The sequence below is a fragment of the Pseudomonas sp. NFR16 genome, from assembly GCF_900108875.1.
GTDB lineage: Bacteria > Pseudomonadota > Gammaproteobacteria > Pseudomonadales > Pseudomonadaceae > Aquipseudomonas.
This window is the reverse complement of the sequence record NZ_FNYJ01000008.1, coordinates 39,888-53,740: the sequence shown is the minus strand read 5'-3', so window position 1 is coordinate 53,740 and position 13,853 is coordinate 39,888. Positions and strand designations below refer to the sequence as shown.

The window sequence follows — 13,853 nt, the reverse complement described above, 5'->3', positions numbered from 1 at the left end:
TTGACGATCCGCCTGACCGCTCTGTGTCAGGCAATCATCTGAGCATCACTCGATCCAGTGATACACCGGCGCATCGCCATGGCTCTCGACTTTGACGTTGGCGCTGTGGCGCATGCGCACCATCAAGCGCTTGCCCGCCGCCGTGCTGCCCGCCAGCCCCTCCAGTTGCCCCAGCAGATCCGGCCCGCTCATTTGCCCGGCTTTGCGCAGCAGGTCCTGCGCAATGTCCCAGACTGCATCGTTACGGCTGGCGACCGGTCTGGCTGCCGACTCGCTGACCGGTTGGCTCTCCTGCACTGGCACGCCGAGTTGAGCGCCCAGTCGAGCCCAGTCGCTTTCGTCCATTTCCACGGTCAGGTCCACAGGCAGGTCGCCAACGGTTCCACGGATTCGCAGCATGATGTGTGTCCTCTGGTTGACTGGCCGGCATGGTCCCACAGGATTATCCGCGCCGCACGCAATCCCCTGACACGGACATATCAGATATGTCGGGCAGCGCCAGGCTGGCTGACCCGATGCAATCCGGGGACAGGCCACGCTCATGGGTTCCCGGCGAAAAATTTAAGAACGGGCGCGCATTATTGTTATAAGATCACATAACAAATTTCAGACCTTCTTGCGGAGCCCTCTCACATGCGTCGTCTGCTTCTCGCTTTGCCCCTCGCGCTGCTTCCTCTGGCCATGACCCACGCGGCCGACGAACATGACCACGACCATGAACACGGCAGCCTCGGCGCTCACGTCCATGGCGTGGCGCGACTGGATCTGGCGCTGGACGGCCGCACCCTGGAGCTTGAACTGGATACGCCAGCGATGAACATCGTCGGCTTCGAGCACGTGGCCACCACCGATGCAGACAAAATGAAGCTCGCACTGGCGCGTGAAACCCTGCTCAAGCCGCACGGCCTGTTCAGCATTCCTGAAGCGGCGGGATGCACCGTGGTCAAGCAGCAGCTCAACAGCCCGCTGTTTGGCGACAAAGACGACGAGCATGACCACGGCGATGGTGACGACCACGATCACGCCGAAATCCACGGTCACTATCAGCTCACTTGCAGCGTGCCAAACGTGCTGAACAAACTTGATCTGACCCAGCTGTTCAAGAGCTTCCCGGCGACCCAGACCGTTCAGGTCCAACTGGTGACGCCGAAGCGTCAGATGGGTGCCGAAGTGCGCCCAAGCAATCCTGTGGTCAAGTTCTGACCAGCCTCGATGCACACGCGACCGGGACTTCCCGGTCATTCACCTCATGATGTGACTCAGGCCATGACACAAGCACTCATCGAACTCTCGGACCTGGGCTTCAATTGGCCGGGGCATCCGCTGTTGCTGGACATCCCGGAATTTCGCCTTGAGCGCGGCGAAACCCTGTTCCTCAAAGGCCCCAGCGGCAGCGGAAAAACCACGCTGCTGGGTCTGCTCGGCGGCGTGCAAAAGCCCGGTCGCGGCACTATCCGCCTGTTGGGGCAAGACCTGACGCAACTGTCAGCGGGTGCTCGTGACCGTTTTCGGGTGGATCACACCGGCTACATTTTTCAGCAGTTCAACCTGCTGCCTTTTCTGTCGGTGCGAGAAAACGTCGAGCTGCCCTGCCACTTCTCGGCCGTGCGCGCCGCCCGGGCGACCCAACGCCACGGCAGCGTTGCGCAGGCCGCAGCGACGCTGCTCGCCCACCTGGGTCTGAAGGACCCGCAACTGCTGGGGCGGCGCGCCGACGCGCTGTCCATCGGCCAACAGCAACGGGTGGCCGCGGCGCGCGCGCTGATCGGCCAACCGGAACTGGTCATCGCCGACGAGCCCACCTCCGCGCTCGATGCCGACGCCCGCGAGGCGTTCATTCAACTGCTGTTCGCGGAATGCCGGGAGGCCGGTGCCAGCCTGTTGTTCGTCAGCCATGACCAGAGTCTGGCGGCGCTTTTCGATCGCAATCTGTCGCTGGCCGAACTCAATCGCGCTGCCGTCGCTCCCGAGGTCTGAGATGTATCTTCTTCGCCTGGCGCTGGCCAGCCTCGCCAATCGCCGTTTCACTGCCTTTCTCACCGCCTTCGCCATCGCGTTGTCGGTCTGTCTGTTGCTGGCTGTCGAGCGTGTGCGCACCGAAGCACGCGCCAGCTTCGCCAGCACCATCAGCGGCACGGATCTGATCGTCGGCGCGCGTTCGGGCTCGGTCAATCTGCTGCTCTACTCGGTGTTCCGCATCGGTAACGCGACCAACAACATTCGCTGGGACAGTTTCGAGCACTTCGCCGCCAGCCGACAGGTCAAGTGGGCGATCCCCATTTCCCTCGGCGACAGCCATCGCGGCTACCGAGTGATGGGCACCAATGCATCGTATTTCGAGCATTACCAGTACGGTCGTCAGCAACATCTGGAGATGGCCGATGGACGGCCGTTCGACACGGATCCTTTCGAAGTGGTACTGGGTGCCGAGGTGGCCGAGGCGCTGCATTACAAGCTCGGCGACAAACTGGTGCTGGCTCACGGCGTGGCGACCGTGAGCCTGGTCAAGCACGATGACAAGCCGTTTACCGTGGTCGGCATCCTCAAGCGCACCGGTACACCCGTGGACCGCACGCTGCACATCAGCCTGGGCGGCATGGAGGCCATTCACATCGATTGGCACAACGGCGTGCCGGCTCAGGGCGCTGGCCGGATCAGCGCCGATCAGGCACGCAACATGGACCTGACGCCCACCGCGATCACAGCGTTCATGCTGGGTCTGAACAGCAAGATTTCCACGTTCGCACTGCAACGCGAGATCAACGAATTCCGGGGCGAGCCGATGCTGGCCATTCTTCCCGGCGTTGCCCTGCAGGAGCTGTGGAGCCTGATGGGCACGGCCGAGAAAGCCTTGTTCGTAATCTCGCTGTTCGTGGTACTGACTGGACTGATCGGCATGCTCACCGCGATTCTCACCAGCCTCAACGAGCGTCGCCGCGAAATGGCGATTCTGCGCTCGGTGGGTGCGCGGCCCTGGCATATCGCCAGCCTGTTGGTGCTGGAGGCGTTCGCGCTGGCGCTCGCCGGCTCAGTCAGCGGTCTTGCGCTGCTGTACATCGGCATCGCTGCGGCTCAGGGATATGTGCAGGCCAACTACGGTTTGTATCTGCCGTTGTCGCTGCCGAGCAGTTATGAGTGGACGCTGCTGGGCAGTATCCTCGGCGCGGCGCTGCTGATGGGGACCGTGCCGGCATGGCGTGCCTATCGCCAGTCGTTGGCCGATGGCCTGTCGATTCGTTTATGAGGACGTCGTGATGCGCGCGCTGTGGATGCTGATTTGGTTACTGGTCGCGACGCCGATCTGGGCGCAAGACCTGCGGGTGCTGACCTGGCAGGAAATGATTCCGCCCGACGCGCCACCGGTGAAGCTGATCACCGCCCCCATTCATAACCTGTCCAGCATGGCGGATACCTTGTCGGTGGAGTCGGCGCCTGCCGCTCACCAATTGGCACCCGATGCGCCGGTGGTCAAGTCTCTGGACGGCCAGATGGTGCGTTTGCCGGGCTACATCGTGCCGCTTGAGGTCAGCGAGGAAGGCCGCGTCACGGAGTTTCTGCTGGTGCCGTATTTCGGTGCCTGTATCCACGTTCCGCCCCCGCCGCCGAATCAGATCGTCCACGTCACCAGCGAGCTGGGGGTGAAGGTCGACGAGCTTTATCAGCCGTACTGGATCGAAGGGCCGATGCAGGTCAAATCCTCCACCAGCGAACTGGCCGATGCCGGGTACCAGATGGAAGCGGACAAAATCCTGGTGTACGAACTGCCGGATGAATAAACACCCAACGAGCAACACAAATCCCTTGTAGGAGCGCGCTTGCTCTGGGCCGCACTCGGACGAAGGCTGGCTTCCAACCAATGCATCTCCACAGCCTGCACCGGCCTCTTCCTGGCTGAAGCCGGTCCTACAGATGCGGCAGGCCTTCCGTAGGACCGGCTTTAGCCGGGAAGGCGTCGGGTTTTACGCCGCAGATCGAAGGGGGCGTCGAAGACAGTTGGCTCACGCCCACAGATTCTTTTCGTTTAACTGCTCGTCCATTGAGCTGTGTCAAAACCCGTGCAGTAGACGCTTCGTAACATAAGGCATTCCTTTTTTAATGCCTTTACGGAGCCCTCATGAACAAGTCCTTGCTCGGCGCGTCGCTTTTCGCGCTCGCACTTGGTGCCCCACTCGCCGCCCATGCCCATCAGGCCGGTGACATCATCGTTCGTGCGGGCGCGGCCACCACCGCGCCTAACGAGGACAGCGGCAACCTGAAATTCGATGGCGTCAAGGCGCCGGGCACCAAGGCGACACTGGACAGCGACACCCAACTGGGCCTGACCTTCGCCTACATGCTGACCGATCACGTCGGCCTCGAGCTGCTGGCCTCAACGCCCTTCCAGCACACCGTTGCGGTCAAGGGCCTGGGCGCAGGGCTGGACGGCAAGCTGGCGGACGTGAAACAGCTGCCGCCGACGCTGTCGTTGCAGTACTACCCGATGGAAGCTCACTCAAAGTTCCAGCCGTACGCAGGCCTGGGTGTGAACTACACCTGGTTCTACGACGAAAATCTGGCCAGTGACCGCAAAGCACAAGGCATGAATAACCTGCACATCAAGAACTCGTGGGGCTGGGCCGGACAAGTGGGCATGGACTACATGCTCACTGACAAGGTGATGGTCAACGCCGCCGTGTGGTACGTGGACATCGACACCCAAGCCACGCTGGACGGCCCGTCAGCGTTGGGCGTCGGACGCACGAAGGTCAACGTGGACGTCGATCCGTGGGTTTACATGCTTGGCTTTGGCTACAAGTTCTGACGGTTACGCAGGGCACAAAAAAAGGCACCTTGAAGGTGCCTTTTTGCGTTGAGCGGCTCAGCGCCCCAACAACCGTGCCAGGCCCACTTTCAGCGGGGTCGGTGCCGGCACTGTGAAGCGCTCGAGCAGCCGCTGATTGTTGGCCCGGGAATGCTTGATGTCACCCGATCGCGGCGGCAGATAGGTGACCGCAGGCAGACTGCCGACCACGTGTTCGAACGCCGCGAGCAACTCATTCAGCGAGGTGGTGGCGTTCAGACCGACGTTAACCGCGCCCTCCTCCACGACCGGCTTCTCGAAACCCTGCACCACGAGATCGACCAGATCCTCGACGTAAAAGAAATCGCGGGTTTGCTCGCCATCGCCGAACACCGAGATCGGCAGGCCTTTCTCTGCACGCTCGGCAAAGATGCTGATCACGCCTGAATACGGCGACGACGGATCCTGGCGCGGGCCGAAGATATTGAAGAAGCGAAACACGACCGGCTCCAGACCGTGCTGTCGACGGTAAAAATCCAGGTAATACTCGCTTGCCAGTTTGTCCGAAGCGTAGGGCGTCAACGGTGCCTTGGGCGTGTCTTCGACAATGGGCTGGCCTTCACCGTTATTGCCATAGACCGCCGCGCTGGACGCAAATACCACACGCTTGATTCCGGCCTGACGCATGGCTTCGCACACGTTTAGCGTGCCGATGAAGTTGCTCTGGTGGGTTTTCACCGGATCGTCCACGGACGCCTGCACCGACGCGACCGCCGCCAGATGCGCAACGGCCCGGCAGCCCAGCGCGGCACGTGCGACCAGTGCCGCATCGGCGACATCGCCTTCGATCAGCTCGAGCCGGGGATTGTCCAGCGGCAGGTTGCTGCGCTTGCCCGTCGACAGATCGTCGAGGATGCGCACGGCGTAACCTTTGGCGAGCAATGCGTCGGTCAGGTGTGAGCCGATGAAACCGGCGCCGCCGGTAATGAGGACAGGAGCATCAGACATGTCGGTAGTAGCGGTCCAATAAGCTGGGCAAACCGGCACGCCATGCGCGAGGCTTGATACCAAAAGTGTGAAGGATTTTCTTACAGGCCAGCACGGCGTTCTGCGGCTCTTCTGCGGCATCCGGGCTCGCGGCATGCGCCTGAGCGGTCGGCGCTTCCACGGCCAGCGGACGCAGCAGTCGCGCTTCGGTCAGAATGGCCTGGCCCAGCGCCAGCGGCGTAGTGGCTTCATGACCTGCGTAATGGTAGGTGCCCCACAGCGGCGCGGCGCAATCGAGCTGCTTGAGCACTGAGATGATGACTCGCGCAGCATCGTCGACCGGGGTCGGATTGCCGCGCCGATCGTCGGCCATCAAAAGCTCCTCGGCCTTTTCGGCACGCGTCAGGAAACGTCCAAGCACGCCGTCGGCGCTGTTATCGAGCAACCAGCCAAAGCGCACCAGCACGTGCTGCGGGCAGGCCGCCCTGACGCTTTGCTCGATGCGCCACAGTGCCTGGCCCCGAGAGCCGAGCGGCACCGGTTCGTCCTTTTCGCTGTAAGCCGTAGCCCGCGAACCGTCGAATACCCGATAGCTGGAAGGTTGAACAAGGATGATGTTGTGATGCTGGCACAGTTCGGCGAGACGCTCGACCGAGCGCTCCTGACTTTCCAACCGTTCGGCGCTTACGCTCTGCGCCTGAAACCAGTCGAAATAATAAGCAAGGTTGATCAAGGCATCCGGGCGGGTGTCATCGAGCAGTTGCGTCAGGCTGGCCGCATCCCAACCGTCTTGCGGTGGACGCGGAGCGAGGAAGCCAATGTCTTCCTCGGCACCCAGACGAATCAACGCCTGCCCAAGGGCATTCCCGCCGCCCAACAGCATAAGGCGCATTCGCATAGAGTCAGGAGGCTCTCAGAAAAATTCAGTGAAAAACGCCCGCAAACATAACACGTCGGTGGAATAACTCCCAACAGGTGGCCCGGCGATGCTGTGACGGCACGGTCTGCCTTTGGGCGTGAGCGTGCTGACGAGCCTGGATTTCAGACGGTGCACGTGTGGCGGATGCACGGGGCTCTTCGCGAGCAAGCTCGCTCCCACCGAGTTTGCGGTGTTTGCGGGCGCGATGTCACTGCACGATTTTCGCTGGGAGAGCCAACTGTGTTCAACGCCCTCTTCGACCAACTGCGTGACACCAGACGCCTTCCCGGCTAACGCCGGTCCTACGCAAACCTTGCAGAGTCTGTACGACCGGCTTCAGCCCCCAAGAGGCCATTGCTGCCGGCAGAGGTATGGTGGCTGACCTGAAGCCTTGGCAAGCGTGCCTCACCGAGAACGCTGCGATCAGCGGGCCCGCAGCCTCGCCGATCACCGGTCCTTGCTTCTGCTGCTCGGCGCCCGCATAAATTTGTCCATGAACCTTCTCAAGACTCACGATCCGGTGCTCGACGCGTTTCACCCTGCTGTTGCCGCATGGTTCAGACAGACGTTCCCGGCTGTTACTGCGGCCCAGGCGCAGGCATGGCCGCTGATCAAGGAGCGCCGATCCACGTTGATCGCCGCGCCCACGGGCTCAGGCAAAACCCTGACGGCGTTCCTCGCGGTCATTGATGACCTGGTGCATCAGGGCCTGGCGGCTGGCGGCGCGCTGCCCGACCAGACCTTCGTCGTGTACATCTCGCCTTTGAAGGCGTTATCCAATGACATCCAGATCAATCTGCAAAACCCGCTGAGCGGCATTACCGAGCAACTGAGCCGCCAAGGCCTGCCGGGGCTGCGCATCAGCACGGCGGTGCGCACCGGCGATACCCAACAGAAAGAGCGCAACGCGATGCGCAAGACTGCGCCGCATATCCTGGTGACGACGCCAGAATCGCTGTATGTGCTGCTCGGTTCCGATTCGGGTCGGCGCATGCTGGCCGGCACCCAGACCGTCATCGTCGATGAGATCCACGCCATTGCCGCCAGCAAGCGCGGCAGTCATCTGGCATTGAGCCTTGAGCGGCTGCAAGCGTTGTGCGAAAAGCCGCTGCTGCGCATCGGGCTGTCGGCGACGCAAAAACCGATCGAGCGGGTGTCGCGCTTTCTGGTGGGCAGCGACCCGCTCAACCGCCCTTGCGCCATCATCGATATCGGCCACGCGCGTCCCCGGGATCTGGCGATCGAAGTACCGCCGGTGCCGCTTTCAGCGGTGATGTCCAACGATGTCTGGCAGCTGGTCTACGACCGCCTGGCAGCGCTTGCGCGAGAGCACCGCACGACGCTCATCTTCGTCAACACGCGACGTCTGGCCGAGCGCATGGCGCGGCATCTGAGCGATCGGCTGGGCAAAGAGGCCGTGGCTGCGCATCACGGCAGTCTGGCCAAAGAGCAACGTCTGGATGCCGAGCAACGGCTCAAGCGCGGCGATCTGCAAGTGCTGATCGCGACCGCGTCCCTGGAGCTCGGGATCGATATCGGCGATGTCGATCTGGTGTGTCAGATCAGTTCGCCGCGTTCTATCGCAGCATTCCTCCAGCGTGTCGGACGTTCCGGTCACCATGTGGGCGGTACGCCCAAGGGACGACTGTTTGCCGTGTCGCGCGACGACCTGATCGAATGCGCGGCGCTGCTGGACTGTGTTCGCCGCGGTGAGCTGGACACCTTGCTGATTCCCAAGGCGCCGCTGGACGTGCTGGCGCAGCAGATCATCGCCGAGGTCAGTTGCCAGGAATGGCACGAAGACGCGCTGCTTGCGCTGTTCCGTCAGGCTTCACCTTACGCCGAACTCGACGAAGGCCATTATCAATCGCTGCTGAGCATGCTCGCCGAAGGCTACAGCGGGCGTCAGGGCGTGCGCGCGGCCTACCTGCATCGGGACGCCGTCACCCGCACCTTGCGGGGCCGGCGAGGCAGCAAGCTCACGGCCGTCACCAGCGGCGGAACGATCCCGGACAACGCCGACTACAGCGTGATCCTCGAACCTCAGGCGCTGAACATCGGCACGGTGAACGAAGATTTCGCGGTGGAGAGCATCGCCGGTGACATCTTCCAGCTCGGCAATACGTCCTACCGGATTCTGCGTGTCGAATCGGGCCGCGTACGGGTTGAAGACGCTCAGGGCGCGCCCCCGAACATTCCATTCTGGCTGGGAGAAGCGCCGGGGCGCAGCGACGAGCTGTCGTTTGCCGTGGCGCGCCTGCAGGCCGAGATCGATCAACAGCTCAGCGCCCATCCCGGCCAGATCCGCCCGTGTATCGACTGGCTGATGCAGACGCTGGGGCTTGATAGCGCCAGCGCCGAACAGATCGTCGATTATCTGGCTCGTGCGCACTCGACCCTCGGCGCCCTGCCCTCGCAAGACACCTTGGTGATGGAGCGCTTCTTCGACGAGTCCGGTGGCACGCAACTGGTCATCCACACGCCTTTCGGGAGCCGGGTCAACCGCGCCTGGGGTCTGGCGTTGCGCAAGCGTTTCTGTCGCACGTTCAACTTCGAACTGCAGGCCGCCGCCAGCGAAGACGCCATCGTGCTGTCGTTGTCCACCAGCCACAGCTTTGCGCTGGACGAGGTCTGGCGATATCTGCATTCCAACAGCGCCGAGCACCTGCTGATTCAGGCTGTGCTTGATGCGCCCCTGTTCGGCGTACGCTGGCGATGGAACGCCGGCGTAGCGCTTGCGTTGCCGCGTTACACCGGCGGGCGCAAGGTCGCGCCGCAACTGCAACGCATGAAAAGCGAAGACCTGATCGCTACCGTTTTCCCGGACCAGATTGCCTGCCTTGAAAATCTGGTCGGCGAACGTGAGGTGCCTGAACATCCATTGGTGGAACAAACGCTGGACGATTGCCTGCATGAAGCGATGGATGCGGACGGCTGGCTGGCGCTGCTGAGGCGAATGGAAAGCGGCAAGGTGCGACTGATCAGTCGGGATCTGCCAGCGCCATCTCCGCTGGCGGCTGAGATTCTCAACGCCAAGCCGTACACGTTTCTCGACGATGCGCCGTTGGAAGAGCGCCGCACTCAGGCCGTGCTCAATCGTCGCTGGAGCGATCCGGAGTCGGCCGATGACCTGGGTGCGTTGGACGTCGATGCAATCATGGCGGTGGCTGAAGAAGCCTGGCCGCAGCCGCACAACGCCGATGAGATGCATGAGGCGCTGATGACCCTGGGCTGCGTCAGCGGCGTCGAGGCGCGCGAGCATGGCGAGTGGATGACCTGGCTGGAGAGCCTGGCCCGCTCAGGACGGGCGACGCGATTGCAGGTCAATCCCGATCAAGCGCTGTGGATCGCGCTTGAGCGCCTGACCTGTCTGCAGACGGTTTATCCGGCCGCCGAAATGCATCCGCCCTTGGCGGCGCTGCCGGGTTTCGATGAAACGTGGGATGAAGATCAGGCGCGCATCGAGCTTGTGCGCGCACGTCTCAGCGGCTTCGGGCCGCTCACCCTTCCTGCCATCGCCGCCCCGCTGGCGCTCTCACCGGGCGAGGTGACTCGGGCGCTCGCTCACCTGGAAGCCGAAGGTTACGTTCTGCGCGGGCGTTTCGATCCCGGCGCCAGCGAGGAGCAGTGGTGCGAGCGCCACCTGCTGTCACGCATTCATCGCTACACCGTCAAACGTCTGCGCCGGGAAATCGAGCCGGTCTCGCTTCAGGATTTCACCCGGTTTCTGTTCGACTGGCAGCACCTGTCTGCCACGACACAGAGCCAGGGCAAAGCTGCATTGCCGGAGGTCGTCGATCAACTGGAAGGGTTTTCGTCAGCCGCGGGCGCCTGGGACAGCGATATTCTTCCGGCCCGGCTGAAGGACTATTCCCAAAGCTGGCTGGACGCCCTGTGTCGCTCCGGCAAAGTGGTGTGGATGCGCTTGAGCAGCCGCAACAAAGCCAGCACGGCTGCATTGCGCAGCACGCCCATCGTGCTGTTGCCCCGCACGCAAGTCCGCCTCTGGAGCGGGCTGACCGAGCAACCGGCGCCGAGCGAGTTGTCGTTGCGTGCCCAGAAAGTCCACGAAGTGTTGTCGGCCCACGGAGCCATGTTTTTCGACGAGCTCACCGGCGAGGCCCACCTGCTGCGCACTGAACTGGAAACTGCACTGCAGGAACTGGTCGGCGCCGGGCTGGTGAACGCTGACAGCTTTGCCGGGCTGCGGGCGCTGATCACTCCCGCCAGCAAACGCGCGGCCCACACCAGCAGACGCAATCGCGGAGCATTCATCGGCGGCATGGACGATGCCGGTCGTTGGGCACTGCTGCGCCGGGCGCCGCCCCGTGATACCACAGCCAGGCAGACGCTCGATGCCGACACGCTGGAGCACATTGCGATGACCCTGCTGCGTCGGTATGGCGTGGTGTTCTGGCGCCTGCTTGAGCGGGAAGCCGACTGGCTGCCGACGTGGCGCGAATTGCTCAGAACGTTTCATCGCTTGGAGGCGCGGGGCGACATTCGCGGCGGGCGCTTTGTTGCGGGGCTTGCAGGCGAACAATTCGCGCTGCCAGAGGCAATTCCCTTGCTGCGAGAAGTCCGCAAACGTCCGCTGGACGGCAGCCTGATCGGTGTCAGTGGCGTCGATCCGCTGAATCTGGCCGGCACGCTATTGCCTGGCGCAAAGGTGCCAGCAGTGGTCGGCAATCGCCTCGTGTACCGGGATGGAATACCGATCGCCGCGATCATCGCGGGCAAGCCGCAATACTGGGGCGAACTGGACGAGCACAACATGCTGGCGGTTCGGGATCGCTTGTTCAGGTAAACGCTGCCCGCTTGCTTACACTGATTTCAAACCGGGCTTTCCGAACCGTCTTTGTTGACCACTGACGTCTTGCCCGGCACCGGCTGTTGCTCGTCGCCCTCATCCATCGCCGGAAATTGCCCATTGTGCGGACTCATCACCAGTTGTGGATAAGTTTGCGCGAAGCGAACATCCGTAGACTTATCCACAAGGCGCTTGAGCTTGTCGTTGAACGCTCGGCTGACCGCATATTGCCCGCCGGATGATGTGCGGAACTGCGCGGTGATCACGATCCCGTTCATGTCCATGCGATCCAGACCGAACACTTCCAGCGGTCCTTGCAGCTTACTGGCCAGCAGGAAGTCATCGCTGATCGCCTGCCCGGCTTCGCGAATCAACGATGTCGCTGAATCCACGTCCGAATCGTAAGTGAACTGGAACGAGAAAAACGCGTAAGCGAATTGCCGCGACTGGTTCGTTACGGCCTTGATCTGCCCGAACGGCACGGAGTGCACGAACCCTTTGCCGTCGCGCAGGCGCAAGGTGCGGATGGTCAGGCTCTCGACAGTGCCGGCATGACCCGAATCCAGCACCACCCAATCGCCAATGGAGATGGTGTCTTCGATGATGATGAACAGGCCCGTGATCACGTCCTGCACCAGTTGCTGCGAACCGAAGCCGATCGCCAGACCGACCACTCCGGCACCTGCCAGCAGCGGCGCGACGTTGATCCCCAGATTCGCCATGGTAGTGATCGTGCAGATCACCACCAGGATGATCTTGATCGCGTTACGCAGCAGCGGCAGGATCGTCTTCACGCGTGTGCTTGGCTGACGCGACGAGCGATGGTTGGCGGGCGGCTTCAGCGCTTCCTGAATCGCCGTGTCCATCACGACCCACAGCAGCCACGTCACCAGGAAGATCAGTCCGATACTGCTCAGCGAATCACTGATCACCTTGCCCAATGCGTTGCGCTGAGCAAACTCGAACAGCGAAAAACCCCAGATACGGCCAAGCAATTCAATGAAGCCGATCGCCAGGCCGATGCGCAGCACTGCGTGCAACAGGCTGAGCAACCGTTCTTTGTAAACGCGCCCGGTCCGCGCCTCGGCCGGCTTGAACATGTGCTGAAACAGCGTGCTTAGAAACACCGTGCCGATCAGCAGGACGGTCGTGAGCAACGCGCAGCGCAACGCCTCCTGACTGTCTTCGCCGGCACCGATCAGATTCACCGCCGATACCAGAATCATCAACAGGATCGGCAAGTGCCACAGGCTGGAAAAAATCTTGAGCGTCTGTTGCAGCGCAGGACGTGCCAGTCGCGCACTCAGCGGCCGGTTGCGAATCAGATGCGCCACGGGACGACGCATTCTGATCACCACGATGCAGAACATGATCGATGCCATCAGCCCGGTAAAGGCCGCGACGCTGGTGGTCACGTTGCCGCCCAGTTGCCGGGAAATCTGTGGACTGGTGAGCGCATCGCTCAATGCCGCGAGGAAACCGATGATGAACAGTGGATGAGGCGCGTAATTTCGAATGATGCGCACCGCGGCGCGCTTGTGACCGGAGTTGAACAGCACCACCACCGACATCAGCACGGACGTTGAGAAAATGCCGCTGCTGGTTGAATACGCCAGACAAAGCGCCAGCGCCCGACCGATCGAGGCTTGCATGAAGTGGCTGACATACAGCGTCAGCGGCAGGCAGATCAGCGCTGGAATCATAAACGGCACGACGTAACTCATCACGCCTTGCACGCGCACGCGAGTCGCCAGCGCGCGGTGCCGAGACAGGCGGGAAACGAAAAAAGCGCCGATGCGGTTAAGCAAAGCAAACGCGCCGATCCACACCACCGACAGGATGAGGAAGTCTCCGACAATGCTCCAGGGCGAGCGATTCAGTGGTTTATTGACCAGCGCGTCCAGCTCATCGGCAGCCCGATCGGCACGCAACCGCCAGGAATCGAGCAAGTGAGCATCCAGATCGAGCTTGTTCTGAACGCTGTCGATACTGGAACTGATCGCTCCAAGCAATCCGCCCTTCACCAGAATTTCGGGTTTTGCGGGTTCATCTGCAGGGGCGGAATCAGCGGGAGCGCTGGACTGCGCGGTAGCAGGCGCAGGTGCCTCGGCAGCCTGCACATTGATGCTGCCTAGACAGAACACCAGGCAGAACAGCAGAACAGATTTGAAATTCGACAAAACGCAGGTCACTCCTTCAGTCATGAGGGACGGCGAAATCAAAGCCCACAGAAACTGATCGAATTTCGTCCGGCAAGTTCGCCGCCAGCGGCAACCCTTATCCGCGCCCAGTGATTCAACGCGGCGGATATTTTTATTTTCGAAAGTGCCTTGACCGAGGAGAACGATCGTTCTACC

Annotated in this window: 10 protein-coding genes; 6 read left to right on the top strand and 4 right to left on the bottom strand. The window is 62.0% G+C overall.

All coding sequences use genetic code 11. The features are described from left to right. Positions 1 to 45: 45 nt before the first annotated feature. The gene (locus BMZ10_RS25335) at positions 46 to 399 is read right to left on the bottom strand and encodes a hypothetical protein (RefSeq protein ID WP_093468928.1); all 354 of its coding nucleotides are present in this window, start codon (positions 397 to 399) and stop codon (positions 46 to 48) included. A gap of 234 nt (positions 400 to 633) precedes the next feature. Here BMZ10_RS25335 and BMZ10_RS25330 point away from each other — a divergent pair, with 234 nt between their 5' ends. The 5 genes from BMZ10_RS25330 to BMZ10_RS25310 all read left to right on the top strand — a co-directional run bounded on the left by BMZ10_RS25330 (position 634) and on the right by BMZ10_RS25310 (position 4,801). Next, positions 634 to 1,203, top strand: a complete 570-nt coding sequence (locus BMZ10_RS25330) for a DUF2796 domain-containing protein (RefSeq protein ID WP_093468925.1) — start codon at positions 634 to 636, stop codon at positions 1,201 to 1,203. Between the two features lie 63 nt (positions 1,204 to 1,266). Then, positions 1,267 to 1,977 (top strand): ABC transporter ATP-binding protein, encoded by a 711-nt coding sequence (locus BMZ10_RS25325; RefSeq protein ID WP_093468921.1) that lies wholly within the window; start codon positions 1,267 to 1,269, stop codon positions 1,975 to 1,977. Between the two features lies 1 nt (position 1,978). Further along, complete coding sequence (locus tag BMZ10_RS25320; protein ID WP_093468918.1) at positions 1,979 to 3,244, top strand: ABC transporter permease; 1,266 nt, start codon at positions 1,979 to 1,981, stop codon at positions 3,242 to 3,244. A 10-nt stretch (positions 3,245 to 3,254) separates the two neighbouring features. Next, complete coding sequence (locus tag BMZ10_RS25315) at positions 3,255 to 3,776, top strand: DUF3299 domain-containing protein (protein WP_177182221.1); 522 nt, start codon at positions 3,255 to 3,257, stop codon at positions 3,774 to 3,776. Between the two features lie 338 nt (positions 3,777 to 4,114). Next, positions 4,115 to 4,801, top strand: coding sequence for an OmpW/AlkL family protein (locus tag BMZ10_RS25310; RefSeq protein ID WP_093468915.1), 687 nt, complete (start codon positions 4,115 to 4,117; stop codon positions 4,799 to 4,801). Positions 4,802 to 4,858: 57 nt separating this feature from the next. Here BMZ10_RS25310 and BMZ10_RS25305 read toward each other — a convergent pair whose 3' ends face one another. After that, positions 4,859 to 5,788: an NAD-dependent epimerase/dehydratase family protein gene (locus tag BMZ10_RS25305; protein WP_093468912.1), complete on the bottom strand. Its 930-nt coding sequence runs from the start codon at positions 5,786 to 5,788 to the stop codon at positions 4,859 to 4,861. Beyond that, on the bottom strand, positions 5,781 to 6,665 hold the full coding sequence (locus BMZ10_RS25300; RefSeq protein WP_093468909.1) for a sugar nucleotide-binding protein: 885 nt from the start codon (positions 6,663 to 6,665) through the stop codon (positions 5,781 to 5,783). Before BMZ10_RS25300 ends, BMZ10_RS25305 begins: the two co-directional genes overlap by 8 nt. Positions 6,666 to 7,179: 514 nt before the next feature. Between BMZ10_RS25300 and BMZ10_RS25295 the strand changes: the two genes are divergently transcribed. Continuing rightward, the gene (locus tag BMZ10_RS25295; RefSeq protein WP_093468906.1) at positions 7,180 to 11,493 is read left to right on the top strand and encodes a DNA glycosylase AlkZ-like family protein; all 4,314 of its coding nucleotides are present in this window, start codon (positions 7,180 to 7,182) and stop codon (positions 11,491 to 11,493) included. Between the two features lie 26 nt (positions 11,494 to 11,519). Here BMZ10_RS25295 and BMZ10_RS25290 read toward each other — a convergent pair whose 3' ends face one another. Beyond that, positions 11,520 to 13,700 carry a mechanosensitive ion channel family protein gene (locus tag BMZ10_RS25290; RefSeq protein ID WP_093468903.1) on the bottom strand — a complete coding sequence of 727 codons (2,181 nt, stop codon included), beginning with the start codon at positions 13,698 to 13,700 and terminating at the stop codon, positions 11,520 to 11,522. Between the last annotated feature and the right edge of the window lie 153 nt (positions 13,701 to 13,853).

Bases quoted from the DNA above. Each gene is read 5' to 3' on its own strand.
- BMZ10_RS25335 (WP_093468928.1), bottom strand. From the start codon at position 399: ATGCTGCGAATCCGTGGAACCGTTGGCGACCTGCCTGTGGACCTGACC.
- BMZ10_RS25330 (WP_093468925.1), top strand. From the start codon at position 634: ATGCGTCGTCTGCTTCTCGCTTTGCCCCTCGCGCTGCTTCCTCTGGCC.
- BMZ10_RS25325 (WP_093468921.1), top strand. From the start codon at position 1,267: ATGACACAAGCACTCATCGAACTCTCGGACCTGGGCTTCAATTGGCCG.
- BMZ10_RS25320 (WP_093468918.1), top strand. From the start codon at position 1,979: ATGTATCTTCTTCGCCTGGCGCTGGCCAGCCTCGCCAATCGCCGTTTC.
- BMZ10_RS25315 (WP_177182221.1), top strand. From the start codon at position 3,255: ATGCGCGCGCTGTGGATGCTGATTTGGTTACTGGTCGCGACGCCGATC.
- BMZ10_RS25310 (WP_093468915.1), top strand. From the start codon at position 4,115: ATGAACAAGTCCTTGCTCGGCGCGTCGCTTTTCGCGCTCGCACTTGGT.
- BMZ10_RS25305 (WP_093468912.1), bottom strand. From the start codon at position 5,788: ATGTCTGATGCTCCTGTCCTCATTACCGGCGGCGCCGGTTTCATCGGC.
- BMZ10_RS25300 (WP_093468909.1), bottom strand. From the start codon at position 6,665: ATGCGAATGCGCCTTATGCTGTTGGGCGGCGGGAATGCCCTTGGGCAG.
- BMZ10_RS25295 (WP_093468906.1), top strand. From the start codon at position 7,180: ATGAACCTTCTCAAGACTCACGATCCGGTGCTCGACGCGTTTCACCCT.
- BMZ10_RS25290 (WP_093468903.1), bottom strand. From the start codon at position 13,700: ATGACTGAAGGAGTGACCTGCGTTTTGTCGAATTTCAAATCTGTTCTG.